General features: G+C 59.5%; 17 protein-coding genes and 2 tRNA genes. 13 read left to right on the forward strand and 6 right to left on the reverse strand.

Features of this window, described 5'->3' with window-relative positions:
* The first annotated feature begins 162 nt into the window (after positions 1-162).
* From WMO44_RS01990 to spoIVA, 3 genes are all read left to right on the forward strand, one after another.
* Positions 163-771: a sugar transferase gene (locus WMO44_RS01990; protein WP_097780112.1), complete on the forward strand. Its 609-nt coding sequence runs from the start codon at positions 163-165 to the stop codon at positions 769-771.
* Between the two features lie 162 nt (positions 772-933).
* On the forward strand, positions 934-2,268 hold the full coding sequence (aspS, locus tag WMO44_RS01995; protein ID WP_349151556.1) for an aspartate--tRNA(Asn) ligase: 1,335 nt from the start codon (positions 934-936) through the stop codon (positions 2,266-2,268).
* A 261-nt stretch (positions 2,269-2,529) separates the two neighbouring features.
* Complete coding sequence (spoIVA, locus tag WMO44_RS02000; protein ID WP_349151557.1) at positions 2,530-4,023, forward strand: stage IV sporulation protein A; 1,494 nt, start codon at positions 2,530-2,532, stop codon at positions 4,021-4,023.
* A 66-nt stretch (positions 4,024-4,089) separates the two neighbouring features.
* Here spoIVA and WMO44_RS02005 read toward each other — a convergent pair whose 3' ends face one another.
* Both WMO44_RS02005 and WMO44_RS02010 read right to left on the reverse strand, forming a co-directional pair.
* Positions 4,090-4,641 carry a DUF4364 family protein gene (locus WMO44_RS02005; protein WP_349151558.1) on the reverse strand — a complete coding sequence of 184 codons (552 nt, stop codon included), beginning with the start codon at positions 4,639-4,641 and terminating at the stop codon, positions 4,090-4,092.
* A 108-nt stretch (positions 4,642-4,749) separates the two neighbouring features.
* On the reverse strand, positions 4,750-5,685 hold the full coding sequence (locus WMO44_RS02010) for a S1 RNA-binding domain-containing protein (protein ID WP_117553516.1): 936 nt from the start codon (positions 5,683-5,685) through the stop codon (positions 4,750-4,752).
* A 201-nt stretch (positions 5,686-5,886) separates the two neighbouring features.
* Between WMO44_RS02010 and WMO44_RS02015 the strand changes: the two genes are divergently transcribed.
* The 7 genes from WMO44_RS02015 to WMO44_RS02045 all read left to right on the forward strand — a co-directional run bounded on the left by WMO44_RS02015 (position 5,887) and on the right by WMO44_RS02045 (position 12,006).
* Complete coding sequence (locus WMO44_RS02015) at positions 5,887-6,078, forward strand: DUF951 domain-containing protein (protein ID WP_113992067.1); 192 nt, start codon at positions 5,887-5,889, stop codon at positions 6,076-6,078.
* Between the two features lie 50 nt (positions 6,079-6,128).
* Complete coding sequence (prfA, locus tag WMO44_RS02020; protein ID WP_349151559.1) at positions 6,129-7,214, forward strand: peptide chain release factor 1; 1,086 nt, start codon at positions 6,129-6,131, stop codon at positions 7,212-7,214.
* An 80-nt stretch (positions 7,215-7,294) separates the two neighbouring features.
* Positions 7,295-8,320: an L-threonylcarbamoyladenylate synthase gene (locus tag WMO44_RS02025; protein WP_349151560.1), complete on the forward strand. Its 1,026-nt coding sequence runs from the start codon at positions 7,295-7,297 to the stop codon at positions 8,318-8,320.
* Positions 8,317-8,934: a dephospho-CoA kinase gene (coaE, locus tag WMO44_RS02030; protein WP_113992064.1), complete on the forward strand. Its 618-nt coding sequence runs from the start codon at positions 8,317-8,319 to the stop codon at positions 8,932-8,934. The genes WMO44_RS02025 and coaE overlap by 4 nt, the downstream gene beginning before the upstream one ends.
* A complete protein-coding gene (locus tag WMO44_RS02035; RefSeq protein ID WP_349151561.1) occupies positions 8,931-9,596 on the forward strand; it encodes a lytic transglycosylase domain-containing protein in 666 nt (221 codons plus the stop codon). The genes coaE and WMO44_RS02035 overlap by 4 nt, the downstream gene beginning before the upstream one ends.
* 24 nt (positions 9,597-9,620) lie before the next feature.
* Positions 9,621-11,024, forward strand: a complete 1,404-nt coding sequence (locus WMO44_RS02040; protein WP_349151562.1) for an aminopeptidase — start codon at positions 9,621-9,623, stop codon at positions 11,022-11,024.
* Positions 11,025-11,160: 136 nt separating this feature from the next.
* Complete coding sequence (locus tag WMO44_RS02045; protein WP_349151563.1) at positions 11,161-12,006, forward strand: MerR family transcriptional regulator; 846 nt, start codon at positions 11,161-11,163, stop codon at positions 12,004-12,006.
* 6 nt (positions 12,007-12,012) lie between these two features.
* Here the strand turns inward: WMO44_RS02045 and WMO44_RS02050 are convergent, their stop codons facing one another.
* The gene (locus WMO44_RS02050; RefSeq protein WP_349151564.1) at positions 12,013-12,864 is read right to left on the reverse strand and encodes a polysaccharide deacetylase family protein; all 852 of its coding nucleotides are present in this window, start codon (positions 12,862-12,864) and stop codon (positions 12,013-12,015) included.
* A gap of 249 nt (positions 12,865-13,113) precedes the next feature.
* Here WMO44_RS02050 and WMO44_RS02055 point away from each other — a divergent pair.
* The 3 genes from WMO44_RS02055 (at position 13,114) to WMO44_RS02065 (ending at position 15,483) form a co-directional block, all read left to right on the forward strand.
* Positions 13,114-13,197: transfer RNA gene (locus WMO44_RS02055), tRNA-Leu, on the forward strand.
* A gap of 38 nt (positions 13,198-13,235) precedes the next feature.
* Positions 13,236-13,318, forward strand: a tRNA-Leu gene (locus WMO44_RS02060).
* A 311-nt stretch (positions 13,319-13,629) separates the two neighbouring features.
* The gene (locus WMO44_RS02065; protein ID WP_349151565.1) at positions 13,630-15,483 is read left to right on the forward strand and encodes a sensor domain-containing diguanylate cyclase; all 1,854 of its coding nucleotides are present in this window, start codon (positions 13,630-13,632) and stop codon (positions 15,481-15,483) included.
* 69 nt (positions 15,484-15,552) lie between these two features.
* Here WMO44_RS02065 and pyrG read toward each other — a convergent pair whose 3' ends face one another.
* The 3 genes from pyrG to WMO44_RS02080 all read right to left on the reverse strand — a co-directional run bounded on the left by pyrG (position 15,553) and on the right by WMO44_RS02080 (position 19,200).
* The gene (gene pyrG, locus WMO44_RS02070; protein ID WP_349151566.1) at positions 15,553-17,184 is read right to left on the reverse strand and encodes a CTP synthase; all 1,632 of its coding nucleotides are present in this window, start codon (positions 17,182-17,184) and stop codon (positions 15,553-15,555) included.
* Positions 17,185-17,268: 84 nt separating this feature from the next.
* On the reverse strand, positions 17,269-17,847 hold the full coding sequence (locus tag WMO44_RS02075; protein WP_055184655.1) for an ANTAR domain-containing response regulator: 579 nt from the start codon (positions 17,845-17,847) through the stop codon (positions 17,269-17,271).
* A gap of 33 nt (positions 17,848-17,880) precedes the next feature.
* Positions 17,881-19,200, reverse strand: coding sequence for a glutamine synthetase family protein (locus WMO44_RS02080; RefSeq protein ID WP_349151567.1), 1,320 nt, complete (start codon positions 19,198-19,200; stop codon positions 17,881-17,883).
* Between the last annotated feature and the right edge of the window lie 127 nt (positions 19,201-19,327).

The following is a 19,327-nucleotide window of genomic DNA, read 5'->3' on the forward strand; positions in this document are numbered from 1 at the left end:
CCTATTATAGCGCGATATTAGGTAAAAAACAAGAGGTAAAGCGCCCTGTTCTCCCCAAAAGCGGCAAATATCGCCTGCCGGGCACCGCCTGCAATTGAAAAATGCTGCCCATACTGCTATAATAAGGCGGTACACCCGTAGAAAACGGAGGAAGTTCTATTCATGTATCGAAATCGGATCAAACGACTGTTGGACATTTTCCTGTCAGCCTGCGGCATTCTGTGCCTTTCGTGGCTGCTGCTGCTTCTGGCTGTTGCTATCAAGCTGGACTCGCCCGGGCCGGTATTTTTCCGGCAGAAGCGTGTGGGCATCGGCAAGCGGCATTTCCAGATCCTCAAGTTCCGCACCATGCGCATCGACACCCCCCACGATATGCCCACCCATCTGCTGCACGACCCGGAGCAGTATATCACCCGCATGGGGCGATTTCTGCGCAAGACCAGTCTGGACGAGCTGCCCCAGCTGTGGAATATCCTTGTGGGGGATATGGCTGTCATCGGCCCGCGCCCGGCACTGTGGAACCAGTATGACCTGCTGGCCGAGCGGGATAAATACGGCGCAAACGATGTGCGCCCGGGGCTGACCGGCTGGGCGCAGATCCATGGCCGGGACGAGCTGGAAATTGCCGAAAAGGCAAAGCTGGATGGCTGGTATGTGGAGCATATCAGCTTTGGGCTGGATGTGAAGTGCTTCTTTGGCACCATTACCGCTGTGCTCCGGCATGACGGCGTGGTGGAGGGCGGCACCGGCACCCTGCACGATGAAAAATGATCTATTATATGGAGACACCGGGGCCTTGGCTGACGCTCCGGTGTCTCCATTTTTACAGAAAGCACAGCACAGAGCGGCTGAAATTGGCATATCTCTTGATTTATCCCCTGAAAAGCGTATAATAAAACAGTACACAAGACGTTAAAGGAGGATTCCTGTATTATGGAACGCACCTATATCAATGAGGCTCAAAAGGCCATCGGCGGCACGGTGAAGGTGCAGGGCTTTATCGAGAACCTGCGCAACAGCAAGTATATGGCATTTATCGTGCTGAAGGATATTACCGGCAAGCTGCAGATCACGGTGGAAAAGGCCGACCACCCTGAGCTGGTGGATACCATCGACCAGCTCACCCCGGACTCTGTCATCACTGTTACCGGCAAGGTGATGGAGAACGACTACGTCAAGATGGGCGGCGTGGAGATGATCCCCGAGAGCATCGAGGTGGAGAGCACCGCCAATGCACTGCCCATCGTCCGCAAGGAGATCGCAGCCACCAAGAAAAAGAAGGCTGTGGAGCGCTCCAGCATCGACCAGCGCATCGACTACCGCTGGATCGATCTGCGCACCGACGAGAACCAGCTGATGTTCAAGGCGCAGAGCTGCTTCGTCAACGCCATGCGCAAGTTCCTGCTGGACCGTAACTTCATCGAGATTCACACCCCCAAGCTGATCGCTGCTGCCAGCGAGAGCGGCTCTGAGGTGTTCAAGGTGGACTACTTCGACCGCAACGCTTATCTGGCACAAAGCCCCCAGTTCTATAAGCAGATGGCCATGGCTGCCGGCTTTGAGCGCATCTTCGAAACTGGCCCGGTGTTCCGCGCCGAGAAGAGCTACACCAACAAGCACGCGACCGAGTTCTCCGGCTTTGATCTGGAGTTCAGCTACATCACCTCCTTCAAGGACGTGATGAAGATGGAAGAGGAACTGCTGACCGCCGGTCTGCAGGCTGTTAAGGACAGCTATGGCGACCAGATCAAGGAGCTGTTTGGTCAGGAAGTCATCGTGCCCACCACCCCGTTCCCGGTGGTCAAGCTGGCAGACCTGTACAAGGCGCTGGAGGAAGAGTTTGGCTACACCGTAGACGAGAGCGAGAAGGGCGATCTGACCACCGAGGCCGAGCGCCTGAGCTACGACTGGGTCAAGAAGCACTACGGTCACGAGTTCCTGTTCATCACCGATTACTCTGCCGAGAAGCGCGCCTTCTACCACATGCGCGATGAGAACGGCGTGCCGCAGGGCTACGACCTGATCTGGCGCGGTGTGGAGATCACCACCGGTGCCCAGCGTGAGCACCGCTACGAAGTGCTGAAGAAGCAGGCTGAGGAGAAGGGTCTGGCCGAGGACGTCAAGTTCTATCTGGAATTCTTCCAGTACGGCTGCCCGCCCCACGGCGGCTTCGGTCTGGGCATCGACCGCCTGACCATGCTGCTGTGCGGCCTGAGCATCAAGGACGCCGAGTTCCTGTTCCGTGGCCCCAACCGTCTGACCCCGTGATTTTATAAAACCTTCCCGAGAGCTGCTGTGTTTTGCACGGCAGCTCTTTTTTGAGTTCCGTGAAAAAGGCAATTGAGGAAAATCCGCAGATTTTCCTCAATTGCAATTATAAAATATTTTTTCCGCTGATTATGCCCAGAGCAAAGCGGCGGGCGTTCAAAACTGTTCCGGCATAATAAGCGCTCCCTTTTCATACGATACAACGAGCACACCCACCCCTACGGGCGCGGTGCGCAGCGCAACAGGAAGGGGAGAATTGCTTTGGAAAAACAGGAACAGAACAGCATCTGTCGCGAGATCGGCGCACGCACCGGCGGGGATATCTACATCGGTGTGGTGGGCCCGGTGCGCAGCGGAAAATCTACCTTTATCAAACGGTTCATGGAGCAGCTGGTGCTGCCCGCTATGTCCGGCTCTGCCGCTGCCCGGGAGCGTGCCCGGGACGAGCTGCCGCAGTCGGCAGCGGGGCGCACCATCATGACTACCGAGCCCAAATTCATCCCGGAAACGGCCGTGCCCTTGCAGCTGGAGGGCGGCGGGGCGTGTCGGGTGCGGCTGATCGACTGTGTGGGCTACATGGTGGAAGGTGCCATGGGGCACGAAGAGGACGCAAAGCCTCGCATGGTCAAAAGCCCGTGGTTTGAGCAGGAGGTGCCCTTTGATCTTGCCGCAGAGACCGGCACCCGCAAGGTGATCTGTGAGCACTCCACCATCGGGGTGGTGGTCACCACGGACGGCTCGATCAGCGATATCCCACGGGCGGGCTACGCAGAGGCTGAAAAGCGGGTCATCACGGAACTGGAAGCGCTGGGCAAGCCCTATATCATCCTGCTCAACAGCACCCACCCGGACGCGCCGGAAACCCGGCAGCTGGCTGAGGGCATGGCGCGGGACTACCGCCGCACCGTGCTGCCGGTAAGCTGCGTGGACTTGGACGCCGCCATGCTGGGGGAAATCCTACGGCGGGTGCTGTACGAGTTCCCGGTGCAGGAGCTGGATTTTGCCCTGCCCCGCTGGGTGACCATGCTGGAGCCCGGGCACTGGCTGCAAGCACAGGTGTACGCAGCTGCCATGCAGCTGGCAGAGCGGGTGTCCCGCATGAAAGATCTGCCCACTGGAACGGACGCCCCTGCGCTGGAATGCGATGCTGTGCAACGCTCGGCGGTGGCGGGGGCAGACCTTGCCGCCGGCAGTGTGCGGGTGAGCGTGGAGTTAAAGCCGGAGATCTTTTATCAGGTGCTCAGCGAGCAGACCGGGCTGGATATTGGGGACGAGGCGGGGCTGATGCCCTGCATCATGGAACTTGCCCGGGCAAAACGCGCCTACGAGAAGGTGCGCAGCGCCTTGGAGCAGGTGGAAGCCACCGGCTACGGCATCGTAATGCCATCCATCGATGAGCTGCATCTGGAACCGCCGGAGATCGTGCATCAGGATGGGCGCTGCGGGGTGCGGCTGCAAGCCTGCGCGCCCTCAATCCAGATGATGAAGGCCACCATCCACACCGAACTGAGCCCCATCGTGGGTACCGAGAAGCAGAGCGAGGACTTGGTGCAGAGCCTGCTGGCCGACTTTGCGGACGACCCGGTGCAGCTGTGGGAGTCCAACATCTTCGGCAAAAGCCTGCACGAACTGGTGAACGATGGGCTACAGAACAAGCTGCTCCACATCCCGCAGGAGGCGCGCACCCGCCTGCAGGAAACGCTGGAGCGGGTCATCAACGAGGGCTGCACTGGGCTGATCTGTATCCTGATTTAGGGCGTATCTGAAAAAAATCCCCGCCCGCCGTAAGGTTTGCTTACAGCGGGCGGGGATCGTTCTGTCCTATTTTTCTTCCTCGGTCAGCTTGTTGATCAGCAGCTGATAGATCTCGTTGCCCTTCAGGATGAACTGTTTTTTCACCAGCTCGGCACTCAGCCGGTCGGGCGCGCCCAGCTCCAAACAAAACAGCTCGCTGTCCAGCCCCTTTACGGTACAGCGCACAGTGCAGTGACCGTCGGCCTTTTCAGTAATGCGGGCGCTGTATTTGGCCTCCTTGCGGGCCCATGTCTGGCAGCGCAGCACGGCAGCCACCGCCCGCTCCCGCACGGTGCGGGGCAGGTCGTAGGCCAGCTCCTGCGCCACCTTGCGGCCTTTGTCGGTAATGGTATAGCTGTCGCCGGTCAGGGTGACCAGCGCCTGTTTTGTGATATCATCCAGACAGGAGCCTATCTCAAAATAGTTGACAAGGGCTTCCTCCATCAGGGCGTTTTCAATCTCCTGCCGGGTAATGGGGCCGGCGTTTTTCACCAGATAGCACAGCAGCAGCCGGATCTCGGTGCTGCTGGTCAGGCCGCCGGGACGGACACCGGCGGTAAAAGCATCATTGGCGTTCATCGTTCCTTACATCCCCCTTGCGCTTTCACATGGTATCAAAGGTCTGCGCCGCTGCCAAAAGGGCGGGCAGCGGGCAGACAAAAACTCTTTCTATTAGTATAAAGGCTTTCAGCCCGGATTGCAAGCCGCAACGGCAAAATCTGTCTCAATGCGCTTGGGGCATTCCGGTGTGGAGTACACCCACCTGTCCAGATGTCCCTCGGTGATGAAGTACCGCAGCTCAAACCGGTGGGGCTGGCTCAGGGCGTGGTTCACGATGACCAGCTTGATCTTCATCTTTTCCGGCAGGATGTTTTTGATGTAGACACTTACCGCCTGACCGGGCGCAAGGCCGGTGCAGCTTTCCGCAAGGCCGGCAAGGTTCGGTGCGATCTCCACAAAGGTGCCGTATTCCTCCACGCTGCGCACAATGCCAACCACCGTTTCGCCCACGGTGAAGCGGGCGGCGTTCTCTGCCCATGTGCCCAGCAGTTCCCGGATGGTCAGCACAAAGCGCCCCTGCGCGTCCCGGTTCTTGATGGCGCACAAAATCTGCTGCCCTACGCTTACTCGGTCGGCAGGGGAGGAGATGCGGCTTACCGACATACAGTCGATGGGCAGCAGGGCGCTGATGCCGCAGCCCACGTCACAGAACGCACCGAACGGCTCGATGTGGGTCACGGTACAGGGCAGGATATCCCCGGGCGAAAGCGTGTCCAGATACTCTGCCTTGCACAGCCGCTGCGCCTCGGCGCGGGAAAGCCGGTAGCAGGGTGCACCGTCCTCGTCCGTGTCTAGCCCCTCAATGACAAAGCAGGTGGGGCGTCCCACCCGGGTCAGCACCGCAATATCCCGCACGGTACCGGTCTCGGCACCGTCTGCGCACTGGGCAAAGGGCATCACCGCTTTTACGCCGCCCAGCTCAAACCGCAGCTGCCGCCGGGTATCAAAGGCAAGGGCGGTGGCCTGCAAAATTTCGCCGCTGGCCATGGCAGCCCGCAGCTCGGCAGGAGAAAGGCGGGCGGCAGAACGATAACTGTTTTCGGTACGATAAGCTTGCATCATGTTTCATTCCTCTTTCTATATGGTTTTCGGGTCTCTGTGCGATGCTACAACGATATGCAGCAGTGTGCGCAGATATTTGCATTTTGTGCGGCTTTGCATTATACTATATCTGTATGCGCAGCACCCGCTGGGCGGGCGGCGGCACACACTGGCTCTGCCGGGCATCTGCGCGGCAGAAAAGAAGGGAGAGGTCGGATAAATATGGACGTCGCTGTGGGAGATACCATCCTCACCCGCAAGAAGCACCCCTGCGGAGCATCCAGCTTCGAGGTGCTGCGGGTGGGCATGGATTTTAAGATCCGCTGCACCGGCTGCGGACGCGAGGTCATGCTGCCCCGCGCCAAAATTGAAAAGAACATCAAAAAGGTGGTAAAGCCCGGCAGCGCGCAGTAGCGCAGCCAACGCACCCGAACCGGAACGAATTTGTAAGGAGAACTGCAAGGATGCAAGATATTTCTTCCCGGATGGATGCGGTCTGCCGCCGCTTTGAGGAACTTTCCATACGGCTGAACCAGCCCGATACCGCCGCCGACCCGGCACTGTTCCGCAAGTTGATGCGGGAGTACCACGACACCGAGCCGGTGGTGGAGGCTTACCGGGACTGGCAGACCGCGCTGGATCATCTGGCACAGGCCAAAGCCCTGCTGGAGGAGCCCGGTTCACTGGACCCGGACTTCAAGCAGATGATACAGCAGGAAATCAGCGAAAAAAGTCAAGATGTGGCAAAGCTGGAAAATAATCTCAAAATTTTGCTGCTGCCCAAGGACGTGAACGACGGCAAAAACGTCATCATGGAGATCCGCAGCGGTGCCGGCGGCGAGGAAGCTGCTCTGTTTGCCCACAGTCTGCTGCGCATGTACACCATGTACGCCCAGAACCGTGGCTGGACACTGGAAGTGCTCAACCTGAACGAGACCGAACTTGGCGGCGTAAAGGAAGCCATCGTCTCGGTGGACGGCGCGGGTGCGTATAACCGTCTCAAGTACGAGAGCGGGGTGCACCGGGTACAGCGTGTACCGGAGACCGAGACCCAAGGTCGCATCCACACCTCCACCGCCACCGTTGCGGTGATGCCGCAGGCAGAGGAGGTGGACTTTGCACTGGATATGAAGGACCTGCGCATCGATACCTTCCGCTCCTCCGGTGCGGGCGGTCAGCACATCAACAAGACCTCCAGTGCCATCCGCGTGACCCATATCCCCACAGGTACGGTGGTGGAGTGCCAGAACGAACGCAGCCAGTTCCAGAACAAGGATAAAGCATTGGAGATCCTGCGCAGCCGGTTGCTGGCGCAAAAGCAGAAGGAGCAGCAGGACGCCATCAACGCCCAGCGTCAAGGACAGGTGGGCACTGGCGACCGCAGCGAGAAGATCCGCACCTACAACTTTCCGCAGGATCGCTGCACCGACCACCGCATCGGGCTGACTGTCCATAATCTGGAAAAAATCATGGACGGCAATCTGGACGAGGTCATTGACGCCCTTGCCACCCGCGAGCAGACCGAAAAGCTGCAAAGGCTGGGCGGGTAAAACCCGGCTTTGCAGGTGCAAAACCACTCGAACGGATGACAAGCAACTATACTTTACAGATAGAAAGAACGATGATTCGTATGGAAATCAAAACTAGAGTTTTGCCTGCCGATGAAGCAGGCGTAGCCGAGGCCGCACAGCTGCTGCGGCAGGGGCAGCTTGTAGCCCTGCCGACAGAGACGGTCTATGGCATTGCCGCCGATGCCCGCAACGGTGCGGCGGTGCGCAATATCTTTATAGCCAAGGGGCGCCCGCAGGATAACCCCCTCATTGTCCACGTCACTGGGCCGGAGATGCTGCCGGGTCTTGTCAGCGAGGTGCCGGAGCGTGCCCAGCTGCTGATGGCAGCCTTCTGCCCCGGCCCACTGACCATCATCATGCCGCGCGGGCCGGAGGTGGCGGATGAGTGCTGCGCCGGGCTGGATACCGTGGGCATCCGTATGCCCAGCCACCCGGTAGCGCGGGCGGTCATCCAGCAGAGCGGCTGCGCCTTTGCCGCCCCCAGCGCCAACCTTTCCGGCAAGCCCAGCCCAACCAACGCACAGGATGTGTTCACCGATATGGACGGCCGCCTGCCGCTGATCTTGGACGGCGGCGAGTGCGATGTGGGTGTGGAGAGCACCGTGGTGTCGGTGGTGGGGGAGAAACCCACCCTGTTCCGCCCCGGTCACATCACGCTGGAGGACTTGGAACGCGCCCTCGGCGAAGAGGTGGAGGTGTCCAAGGCCATTCTGGAAAAGCTGCCGGAGGGTGCCGTGGTGCGCAGCCCGGGCATGAAGTATAAACACTACGCCCCCAAGGCCGATGTGACGTTGCTCAACGGCACCTTTGAGCAGTTCAAGGCCTATGTGGACGCCCATAAAGACGAGAACCCCAGCTGCCTGTGCTTTACCGGCGAAAGCGCAAAGCTGGATGTGCCCTGCGTGGAATACGGCCGCGAGGGGGACGGTGCCGATCAGGCAAAGCACATCTTCCGCTCCCTGCGGGCGCTGGATGAGCAGGGCGATGGCGTAGTCTACGCTCGCTGCCCGCAGAAGGATGGCCTGTCCATGGCGGTGTACAACCGCCTGATCCGCGCCGCCGCCTTCCGGGTGATCGACCTATGATCACATTGGGCATCACGGGGCGCAGCGGCTGCGGCAAGTCCACAGTCACAGCAGTATTTGCCGCCCACGGCGTGCCGCTGGCGGACGCCGACCAGCTCAGCCGGGAAATCTTGCTGCCCGGCTCGCCGCTGCTGCCGCAGCTGGCGGCGCGGTTCGGCGGGGATATTTTAAAGCCGGACGGTACGCTGGATCGCCGTCTGTTGGCTGACCGGGCCTTTGCCACCCCGGAGGGCAAGGCCGCACTGGACAGCCTGACCCACCCCGCCATCGTGGCACGCATCCGGGCGGCAAAGCAGGCGGCGCAGGTCGCCGGAGCACCTCTTTTTGTGCTGGACGGTGCGGTCATCGTGGGCACGGCGGCACAGGCTGAGTGCGACCGCCTGTGCGTGGTCACCGCACCCTTTGAGACCAGCGTGGCGCGCATTGTGGCGCGGGACGGCATCTCGCCGGAGATGGCTGCCCGCCGCTTGAACGCTCAGACCCCGGAACAAACCCTGACCGCACAGGCGGACTACACCCTGCATAACGACGCCGGGCTGGAGGCGCTGCAAGCCGCAGCCGCCCGCCTGTGTGAGCGGCTGCAGGCAGAAGGGGGCGTGACGGCAGCGCTTTGAACGAACAAAATTATGAAAAAGTCTACGACCCTATCGCCGCCCGGGAGCGCCGCGCCGCGCGGGAAAAACTGCATCGCCGCAAACAGCAGCGCCGCCGCCGGATGGTGCGGCGGCTGGTCGCTTTGTGCTTGGCAGTGGTGCTTACGGTGTGCGTGGTGCCGCCTTTGTGCAACCGGGCAGAGCAGCTTTTGTACCCCCGCAAGTACGAGCAGTTGGTGGAAAAATGGGCGGCAACCTACGAGTTGGACCCCCTGCTGGTCTACGCCTTTATCCGCACCGAAAGCGGCTTCGACCCGCAGGCAACCTCCAGCGTGGACGCCCGGGGTCTGATGCAGATGACTGAGGAGACCTTTCTCTGGCTGCGCAGCAAAATTGCCCCGGACGAGCCGCTGACCTTTGCAGACCTGTACAGCCCCGATACCGCCATCCGCTTTGGGTGCTATTACCTGCACCTGTGTATGGTGCGCTACAAAGGAGATGTATCCACGGCGGCAGCGGCTTACCACAGCGGCTGGGGCACGGTGGATCAGCTGCTGCAAATGGAGGAACACTCCGCAGACGGGGAAACGCTGCAGGGCTTCCCCTATAACCAGATGCACCATTACGTCAACAAGATCACCGCCTGCTACCAGACCTATCAGCGTCTGTACGCAGGTCAATGATAAAAAGTTAAGGAGCGTAAAATTATGAGCGAGAAACTTACTGCAAAAGAGTACGCCGAAAAGCTGCTCTACACCCCCGAATACGCTGCCGACAAGCAGGCAGACGTAAAGGCAAAGGCTGCTGCCTTTGCCGAGGGCTACAAGAAATTTATGGACAGCGCCAAGACCGAGCGCGAGGCTGCCGTTGTCAGCGAGCAGATGCTGCTGGCTGCCGGCTACAAGGCTTTTGAGCCCAAAAAGGCCTACGCCCCCGGTGAGAAGGTCTACTTCATTCAGGAGAACAAGGCTGTTGTGGCGGCTACCATCGGCCAGAAGCCCTATGAGGAGGGCTTCCGTCTGGTCATCGCCCACATCGACTGCCCCCGTCTGGACCTGCGTCCCAACCCCCTGTACGAGTCTGACCACATGAGCTACTTCCGCACCCACTACTACGGCGGTATACGCAAGTACCAGTGGGCTACCATCCCGCTGGCCATCCACGGCGTGTTCACCCGCGCCGACGGCTCCAGCGTCAACTTTGCCATTGGTGAGGACGAGAACGATCCTGTGTTCTGCATCACCGACCTGCTGCCCCATCTGGGTGCCGAGCAGAACGAGCGCAAGCTCAGCGAGGGCATCAAGGGCGAGGAGCTGAACGTGCTCATCGGCTCTGACACCGTGGAGGAAGAGGACGTCAAGGAGGCTGTCAAGCTGAACACCCTCATCCTGCTGAACCAGAAGTACGGCATCACCGAGCGCGACTTCACCCGCGCCGAGATCGAGGTGGTGCCCGCTGCCAAGGCACGCGACGTGGGCTTTGACCGCTCCATGATCGGTGCCTACGGCCACGATGACCGCGTGGATGCTTACCCCGCACTGCTGGCCGAGATCGAGACCAAGGATCCTGTGCACACCACCATCTGCGTGCTGACCGATAAGGAAGAGATCGGCTCCGACGGCGTGACCGGTATGCAGAGCATGTATGTGTTCCACTTTATGCAGCTGCTCTGCCGCGCTGCCGGTCAGGACGACATCCTCGCCTTCCGCAACAGCGTGTGCCTGTCTGCGGACGTGACTGCCGCCTACGACCCCTCTTGGGCAAGCGCCTTTGAGAAGCAGAACGGCACCTACGCAGGCCGCGGCATTGCCATCTTCAAGTACACCGGCAGCCGCGGCAAGAGCTCTGCCAGCGATGCCAACGCCGAGCTGGTGGGCGACATCACCCGTATGCTGGATGCCAACAACGTGGCATGGCAGATCGGCGAGATGGGCCGTCTGGATCTGGGCGGCGGCGGCACCATTGCCAAGTATGTGGCAAACCGCGGCATCAAGGTGCTGGATCTGGGCGTGCCCGTGCTGTCCATGCACTCTCCCTTTGAGGTCATCCATAAGACCGACCTGTACATGGCTTACCGCGCCTTCTCTGTGTTCTGCCAGTCTGCTGACTGATCCCCCGCGCTGACGGATATTTTGCATTAAAAAACCGAGCTGCCTGCACATTTTTGTGCGGCGGCTCGGTTTTTTGCGCAAAAGCCTTGACCTTCAACCGGCTTTAAGGTGTAATGTAAGGGCGGAGGTGAAGCAAATGAACATCAAACAGGCTTCCGAACAAAGCGGCGTGTCCGCCCCGAACATCCGCTTTTATGAAAAAGAAGGGCTTCTCACACCGGCGCGCAGGCAGGGCAATGACTACCGCGATTACACCGCCGGGGATGTCCGCACGCTTAAACTTATCCGTATGCTGCGGATGCTGGATGTGCCGCTGCCTACCATCAAGGCGGTACTGCGCGGGGAACAGCCCCTGCAACAGGCGCTGCAAGCCCAGCAAACCGTGCTGGAGCAGCAGGCGGCGCAGCTGGCGGCAGCCATGCAGTTCTGCGCCGACCTTGCCCGGCAGGCTCCGCAGACGGACACGCTGGACGTGGACGCCTGCCTGATCCGCATGGAAAGCCCCGCCCCGCAGCAGGGCTTCTTCTCCGGCTGGCTGCAGGATTACTGCACGCTGGCGCAGGTGCAGCATCAGAAGCACTTTTTCTTTATCCCGCAGGGCAGCATCAACACCCCGCAGGAGTTTACAGCGGCGTTGCAGGCTTATGCAGAGGAAAAGGGAATGCAATTCACCCTGACCAAAGAGGGAATGTACCCGGAGTTCTCGCTGGATGGCATTCCATATAAAGCCTACCGCAACCCGGGCAAGTATCGCGATGAGATCTGTTGCGATGCCGTGCACCCCGAGCAGCTGGACGCAGGACTGCCGCCCAAGCGGGAGAAACTGCTGCGCATCCTGCGGATCGCTGTACCGCCGGTGTGCACCTTTTCCGCCATTATGGCGGCAGGGTGGGTGGTGACTGGCGGCGCAGGCTGGCTCTGGCTTGCAGTGCTGGCCTCTGCCGGAGTGCTGCTGGGACGCTGCTTTGAAAAGTGGCTATAAGGCGCGTTACCCCAGCGGCAGCGCCTCGGCTACGGTCAAAAAGGTGTAGCCGTTGTCTGTATACCACCGGATGATATTCGGCAGCGCTTCGGCGGTGGTGCGGGTGGTGGCAGAATCGTGCATCAGCACCACGCAATGGGTCTGCTCGCCAGTCTCCCGCACCACGTTGCGGTAGATGGTATCCGCACTGGGGTGCCCGCCCACGGCGTCCTCGGCGCAGACGTTCCAGTCCACCCACTGCCAGCCGCGCTGCTCTACCTCGGTTTTTAGCTGTTGCATCAGCCCCTTGCCGCCGTAACGGCGGCTCACGGTGTTGGTGCTGCCGCCGGGAAAGCGCAGGTACCGGATGTTTTCTGCGTCCACATAGGGGGTAATGCGCTCCTTCAGCAGGGCGATATCCTTCCAGTAGGCGGCGCTGCTGCGGTAGATGTCGCTGTATTCGTGGGAGGCAGAGTGCAGCGCGATCTGATGCCCGGCGGCAGCAGCCTGTGTGAGCAGGGGCAGATATTTCTCGTTGTAGCCGGTGGCCACCACAAAAAAGCTGCCATGCACCCCGGCGGCATCCAGCGCAGCCAGCACTGCCGGAGTGGTCTTGCTGGGGCCGTCATCAAAGGTCAGGCAGACCCATTTTTCCGGCAGGGAAGGGGCTGCGGGCGTACCGGCATCGGATGCAGCCACCACCGGTGCAGCAGGGGAAAAGGGGCTGAAGTCCGGCGCGGCGGTCAGCTCGTTCAGCCTACAGCCCACCGGTGCGCGTACCGGTACCAGCCACCCCGCCGCAAACGCTGCCAGTGCTGCTGCCAGCAGCCCGCCCCATAGTCCGATGCGCCCGCCGGTGCGCCGCACAAAAAGTTTCATACACGAACCCCCTCCTTTGCTCTGGGCGCAGCGCCGCAGGCAGACTTTCTGCACACAAATGACCTGTGTAATTGCCAGAAAAGCTGCCTTTGCGCGCGTGTTGCGCTGCTATTATAGATATGAAACTTAAAAAAACTTATGAGAAACAAAGAAACCACTTGACGAAATGCCGGAAATGTGTTACTATATGCAAGCAGTCCGCACCAACGGTTTTCTACCTCAAAAACCGGAGAACTGTAAAACAAGTATGCGAGGGTGGCGGAACTGGCAGACGCGCACGTTTGAGGTGCGTGTGGTTTATCCTTGGGGGTTCGAGTCCCCTCCCTCGCACCAGAAGGCAAGTCGGTTTTTGACTTGCCTTTTTTCTATGAGCAGAAGTGGTGGAATGGCAGACACGCTGGTTTTAGGCACCAGTTCCTTGTGAGTGAGGGTTCAAGTCCCTTCTTCTGCACCAGTTGAAAGACCCGCAGCAGCCCTGAAGGTTCAGGCGCAGCCTGCGGGTCTTTTTGTCCTTTTGAGCGGCAAAAACAGGGCAAATCTGCGTGAATCGCCCTTGAAACGACACGAATCACCCCGGGGATGTGTTGACAGGCTTTTTTGCGGGATGGTATAATATTATTAGGAATAGTGTCGGTTTATATGGGAGCTGACACGCGGCGCTTGTGCACTTTTGCGGAACTTTGTGCATGGCGCTTCAGGATAAAGCCTTTGGAAGAACGTATTGTGGAGGGGTCTGACTGCGGGGCAGTCGGAGGAAACAGCCTTATGATGAAGAAACAAAAAAATATACTGCTCATAGCAGGGATGCTGCTGGTGCTGCTGGTCGGCATCCTTGCTTACAGTGCCTATACCCAGAAGGAGGTCTATCAGGAAAGCACGGCAAATCTGCTTTCCACCTATGGGCAGTCTGCCAAGACCTTTACCATGTTTGCCCAGCGCAACTGGAACATCCTGATCGACTGGGACAGCTATCTGGGCACCCTTGCGGAGCGGGGAGAGCAGGAGGGGCAGTGGCAGGAGTATATTGCCCAAAAGGCTACCTGGCAGTACACGGATTTTTACCTGTTCAACGAGCAGTGCGAGTTTTGGACCACCGCCGGGCGGCAGGGCACGGCAGAGCATATGAGGGCAGCTTTTGAGGAGCTGTATACTGCAAACGAGCCGGTGATCACCAGCTACACCTCCAGTCAGGGCATCCGTAAGATCATGTTTGCCATGCCTATGGAACAGCCCTTGCAGCTGGGTGACACCACCTATACGGCGCTGGCGGTCAGCTACGACAACGCCGTGCTGGAAAAGCTGCTGGGCAGCATGGTCTATGAGGGACAGAGCGATTGCTATATCGTGCGCTCCAACGGCGATATCGTGCTTTCCACCGAGACAAAGACCGAGATCACCGAGCAGATGGCCAACCTGTTTGATTACTTACAACAGAACGCCCGTGTGGACAAGCCTTATTTTGACACTATGGTGCAGACCCTGCCGCAGGGCGGCGAGGGCTGTGTGCTGTTCACCATGAACAACCAGAAATATTACCTGATCTATCAGCCGCTGGGGCTCATGGATTGGAGCATCATCGGCATCGTGCCCACCGGGGTGGTGGATGCCGGGATGCGCAGTGTGCAAAACGCTACCATTTTAGTCATTGCGCTGCTGGGGCTTCTGATCATGACCGGCGTGGTAAAGATCCAGCGTGACGCGGAGCGCAACCGCCGCCGGGAGCTGGAGCGCCGCCGGGAAAAGAGCGATATGATGTTCGCGGGCATGGCGCGCGTTGTGGAGCGTTTTGCAGTGTGCGATTTGGACCGTGATCGCTACCAGTACCATGAGCGGCACGGAGAGCCACTGTACCCGCCGGAGGGTTCTTACCAGCAGATGCTGGAGCGGATATCGCGCAAGTATGTGGTGCTGACCGACAGCGAAAACGCCAAGATCACCCAGATGCTGGCGCCGGAAAATCTGCGCAGGCTGATCAAAACGGACAACGACTCCCTCAAGCTGGAATATGCCGCCCGCGATAAAAGCGCATTTTTCATGATGACGGTCGTTCCCATGGCGTGGAAGGGTGACCGCCTGACCCGTGTGATGATGATCGTGCAGGATATGGGCAAGCAGCACCTGCTACAAAGCCTTGCCAACACCGATGGCCTGACCGGCCTGCTGAACAAGCGCTATTTTGACCGGGTACTGACGGTGCTGGAGCAGCACAGCCAGCCCTTTGCGCTGTTCTATATGGACTTGGATCGCTTCAAGCCGGTCAACGATACCTACGGCCATGATGTGGGCGATGAACTGCTGAAGGGTGTTTCCCAGCGGCTGCAGGGCTGCATCCGCAGCCGGGACTACGCCTTCCGTCTGGGTGGTGACGAGTTCGCCCTGCTGCTGATCGGCCCGATGGGACCGGAGGCTTGCGCCAGCAAGATGAACCTGATCTGTGAGATGATCGCCGTGCCCTATGAGATCGAGGGCAATACCGTGAGCGTGGGCGCCAGCTGCGGCTACGCTTTGTACCCTGCCGAAAGCGTGGATGTGCAGCAGGTGTGCTATATTGCCGACCAGCGGATGTACGAGAATAAGCAGGTAAACCACGCCAGACAGGACGGCGCGGAAGGCATTTAAAATCGTCTTACATAAAGCAAGGCCGCAGCACGGTATTTTGTGCTGCGGCCTTGCCGTTATATTATGCTATTACAGATGCAGCATATCCCGCTGGGCGGCAGCGCGGTAGCGCAGCGCAGCGGCGATAAAGCCTTTGAACAGGGGATGTGCGCGGTTGGGACGGCTCTTGAACTCCGGGTGGAACTGTGCACCCAGATGGAAGTCGCGGCCGGGCAGCTCCACAGTCTCCACCAGATGGCCGTCCGGGCTTGTGCCGGAGATGACCAGCCCGGCGTCCTGCATCTCCTGCCGGAAGTCGTTGTTGAACTCATAGCGGTGGCGGTGGCGCTCCCAGATCTCGCTCTCGCCGTAGCACTCGGCCATCTTGGTGCCGGGCTTCACCGTGCAGGGGTACTTGCCCAGACGCATGGTGCCGCCCTTGGGGATGTTGCCCTGCTGGTCCGGCATCAGGGAGATGACGTTGTGGGCACCGTCCGGGGTGAACTCGCTGGAATTAGCGTCCTTGTAGCCCAGCACATTGCGGGCAAATTCAATGACCATGATCTGCATACCAAGGCAGATGCCAAAGCAGGGAACACGGTTCTCGCGGGCATACTGGGCGGCTTGGATCATGCCCTCGATGCCGCGGTCGCCAAAGCCGCCGGGCACGATGATGCCGTCCACGTCCGCAAAGGCTTCTTTGCAGGCGGCCTGATCGGTCAGATCCTCGCTTTCCACCCAGTGGATCTCCACCTGACTGTCGTTCTCAAACCCGGCGTGGTAAAGGCTTTCCATCACCGAGAGGTAAGCGTCGTGCAGCTTGACGTACTTGCCCACCAGTGCAATGGTGCAGGTCTTGCTGCGGGTGGCAATGCGGGAGACCACCTGCTTCCACTCGGTCAGGTCGGCGGGGGGAACATCCAAGTGCAGCTGATGCACCACAACATCGTCCAGACCGTTGGTGTGCAGCATCAGCGGGCACTGGTAGAGGCTGGGCATGGTCAGGTTCTCGATGACACACTCCGGCTTGACATTGCAGAAGGTGCTGATCTTGCGGCGGATATCGCTGCCCACGCTGCCGTCTGCGCGCAGAATGATGATATCGGGGCTTACGCCCATGCCCTGCAGCTCCTTGACCGAGTGCTGGGCGGGCTTGGATTTGTATTCGTCCGAGCCGGAGATGTAGGGCACCAGCACCACATGGATGAAGCAGCAGTTCTCCCGTCCCTGTTCCAGACCTACCTGACGGATAGCTTCAAGGAAGGGCTGGCTCTCGATATCGCCGGTGGTGCCGCCGATCTCGGTAATGACCACATCGGCTTCGGTAGAGGAGGCCAGATTGTAGATGTAGCTCTTGATCTCGTTGGTGATGTGAGGGATGATCTGCACCGTCTGTCCCAGATAAGCGCCCTGACGCTCCTTGTTCAGCACGTTCCAGTACACCTTGCCGGTGGTCAGGTTGGAGTACTTGTTCAGGTTTTCGTCGATGAAGCGCTCGTAGTGTCCCAGATCCAGATCGGTCTCGGTGCCGTCATCGGTCACGAACACTTCGCCGTGCTGCAGCGGGCTCATGGTGCCCGGATCCACGTTCACATAGGGATCCAGCTTCTGGCTGGCCACCTTCAGGCCGCGGCACTTCAAAAGCCGTCCCAGAGATGCAGCAGTAATGCCCTTGCCCAGACCGGAGACCACGCCGCCGGTCACAAAAATAAATTTTGCCATAAAAATATACCTTCCTCTGTCGTAAAATAAAACTTTTCTATAAAAGGCTCGCTCCCGGCGCACCCCTTTCCCTGCGGGTGCGTCTCATTCGCTTCTGTCAGCGTACTCCTCCAGCACCTCCTGCGCCACCTCGGCGCGGTCGCGGCGGGTGTCCATAGCCTGTTTTTCAAGGTAGCGGTGCGCTTCGGCCTCGGTCATGTGGGCGTGCTCTACCAGACAGCACTTTGCCCGGCTGACCAGCCGCAGCTGCCCGATCTTGTCCTGCAGGCGGGCGTTCTCCTGCCGCAGACGCTGCAAGCGGTGGTTGCCGGCAGCTGCCATGTGCATAGCCTGCAAAAACAACGGGGTGGTGAAGGGTTTGCTCAGCAGCAGCACCCCCTGCTCGTTCAGGGGGGCAAGCAATTGCTCAGCCTGTGCGGCCTTTACCAGAAAGACCACACCGGCATCGGTCTGCTCCACAGCGGTGATGCATAATTCGTGCCCGAACTCATCGGGCAGGGGAGCGTTGACCACGATCAACTCAAAATCAGATTCCGACATTCTGCGCCGCGCCTCGGCTCCGCTGGGAATGATCACCGGGCGGCTGTAACCCATCTCGGACAGTCGCGCGGCGATATACTCGTTGGAGTTGGCACCGGCGCTTACGATCAGTGCGCGTCCCATTTTCCGCACTCCCTTCTCCTGCGCAGGCAGGGATCAGATGGCGTTAAAATAGTAGACGCGCTCGTGCTCGGCCTGGTCAGGCGCACTCCGCAATGCGGCGCAGCGCTTGAGTTCCTCCGAGAAATAGCGTTTAGAAAGCCCCTCCGGCAGCACCTTGCGCAAAAACTCGCTCTCCTCGGCTACCTGCACCGCCTCCTCAAGGGTGGCGGGCAGGGTCTCAAGCCCCAGTCCCTCGGCCTCGGCGGCATCGAACAGGTTGCGGTTCACCGGCGGCTGCAACACCATGCGCTGATCAATGCCGTCCAGTCCGGCGGCAAGGATCAGGCCAATGGCCAGATACGGGTTGCAGGCGGGGTCCGGGCTGCGCAGCTCCATGCGGCAGCTGTCGCCCTTGACCATGGGGATGCGCACCAGCTGGCTGCGGTTCTGGCGGCTCCAGCTCACATAGCGGGGCGCTTCGTCACAGCCAAAGCGCTGGTAGCTGTTGGGCAGGGGATTGGTGAACACGGTCAGTTCCCGGCTGTGTGCCAGCACACCGGCCATAAAGCTGCCTGCTACGCTGTCCGGGGCAATATCGCCCTCAAACAGGTTTTTGCCGTCCATGTAAAGCGAGAGGTTGATGTGCAGCCCACTGCCGGCCTGCTGGGGCAGGGGCTTGGGCAGAAAGCTGGCGTGCAGGCCGTTGCGCATGGCAATGGCACGGACGATCTGCTTAAAGGTCATCACGTTGTCGGCAGTTTTCAGCGGCCCTGCGTAGCGGCAGTCGATCTCGTTCTGGCCGTTGCCGCTTTCGTGGTGGCTGTGCTGGGGTGCCATACCCATCTGCTCCATGGTCAGGCAGATGTCCCGGCGCAGGTTTTCACCCGCATCCAGCGGCGCAACGTCAAAATATCCGCCGAAGTCAATGGGAATGCAGGTGGGGTGGCCACGGTCGTCCTTTTCAAACAGATAAAATTCGCACTCGGTACCCACGTTGCAGGTAAGCCCCAGCTTTTTGAACTTGCGGTTCATATCCCGCAAAAAGCCGCGGCAGTTGCCGCTAAAAGCTGCGCCGTCCGGCTTTTCCACATCGCAGAAGAACTGCATCACTCGGCCTTCGGTGGGACGCCACGGCAGGATGGTCACGGTGGAAAGATCCGGCCGCAGTACAAGGTCGCTTTCCTCAACGTGCATAAAGCCCGCAATGGAACTGCCGTCAAAGCACACGCCTTCTTCCAGCGCCTTGGACAGGTTGCTGGCCAGCACGGCAATGTTCTTCTGGGTGCCAAAAATATCACAGAAGGCAAAGCGCACAAATTTGACGTTGTTGTCCTCCACGAAATCCAGAATATCCTGTTGGGTGGAATAGCTCATAAATAACCCCCTTACAAAAACTGTATTTCAAATAAAACGCCCAAAGGCCTGCCCTCAAAAAGGGAGCAGGTCTTTGGGCTGGTGTAAGAAATAGGAAAAGGAGAATGGCTAATTGATCCGGCAGCCG

Origin of the sequence: Faecalibacterium tardum (assembly GCF_040096515.1) — a bacterium.
Classification (GTDB): domain Bacteria; phylum Bacillota; class Clostridia; order Oscillospirales; family Ruminococcaceae; genus Faecalibacterium; species Faecalibacterium tardum.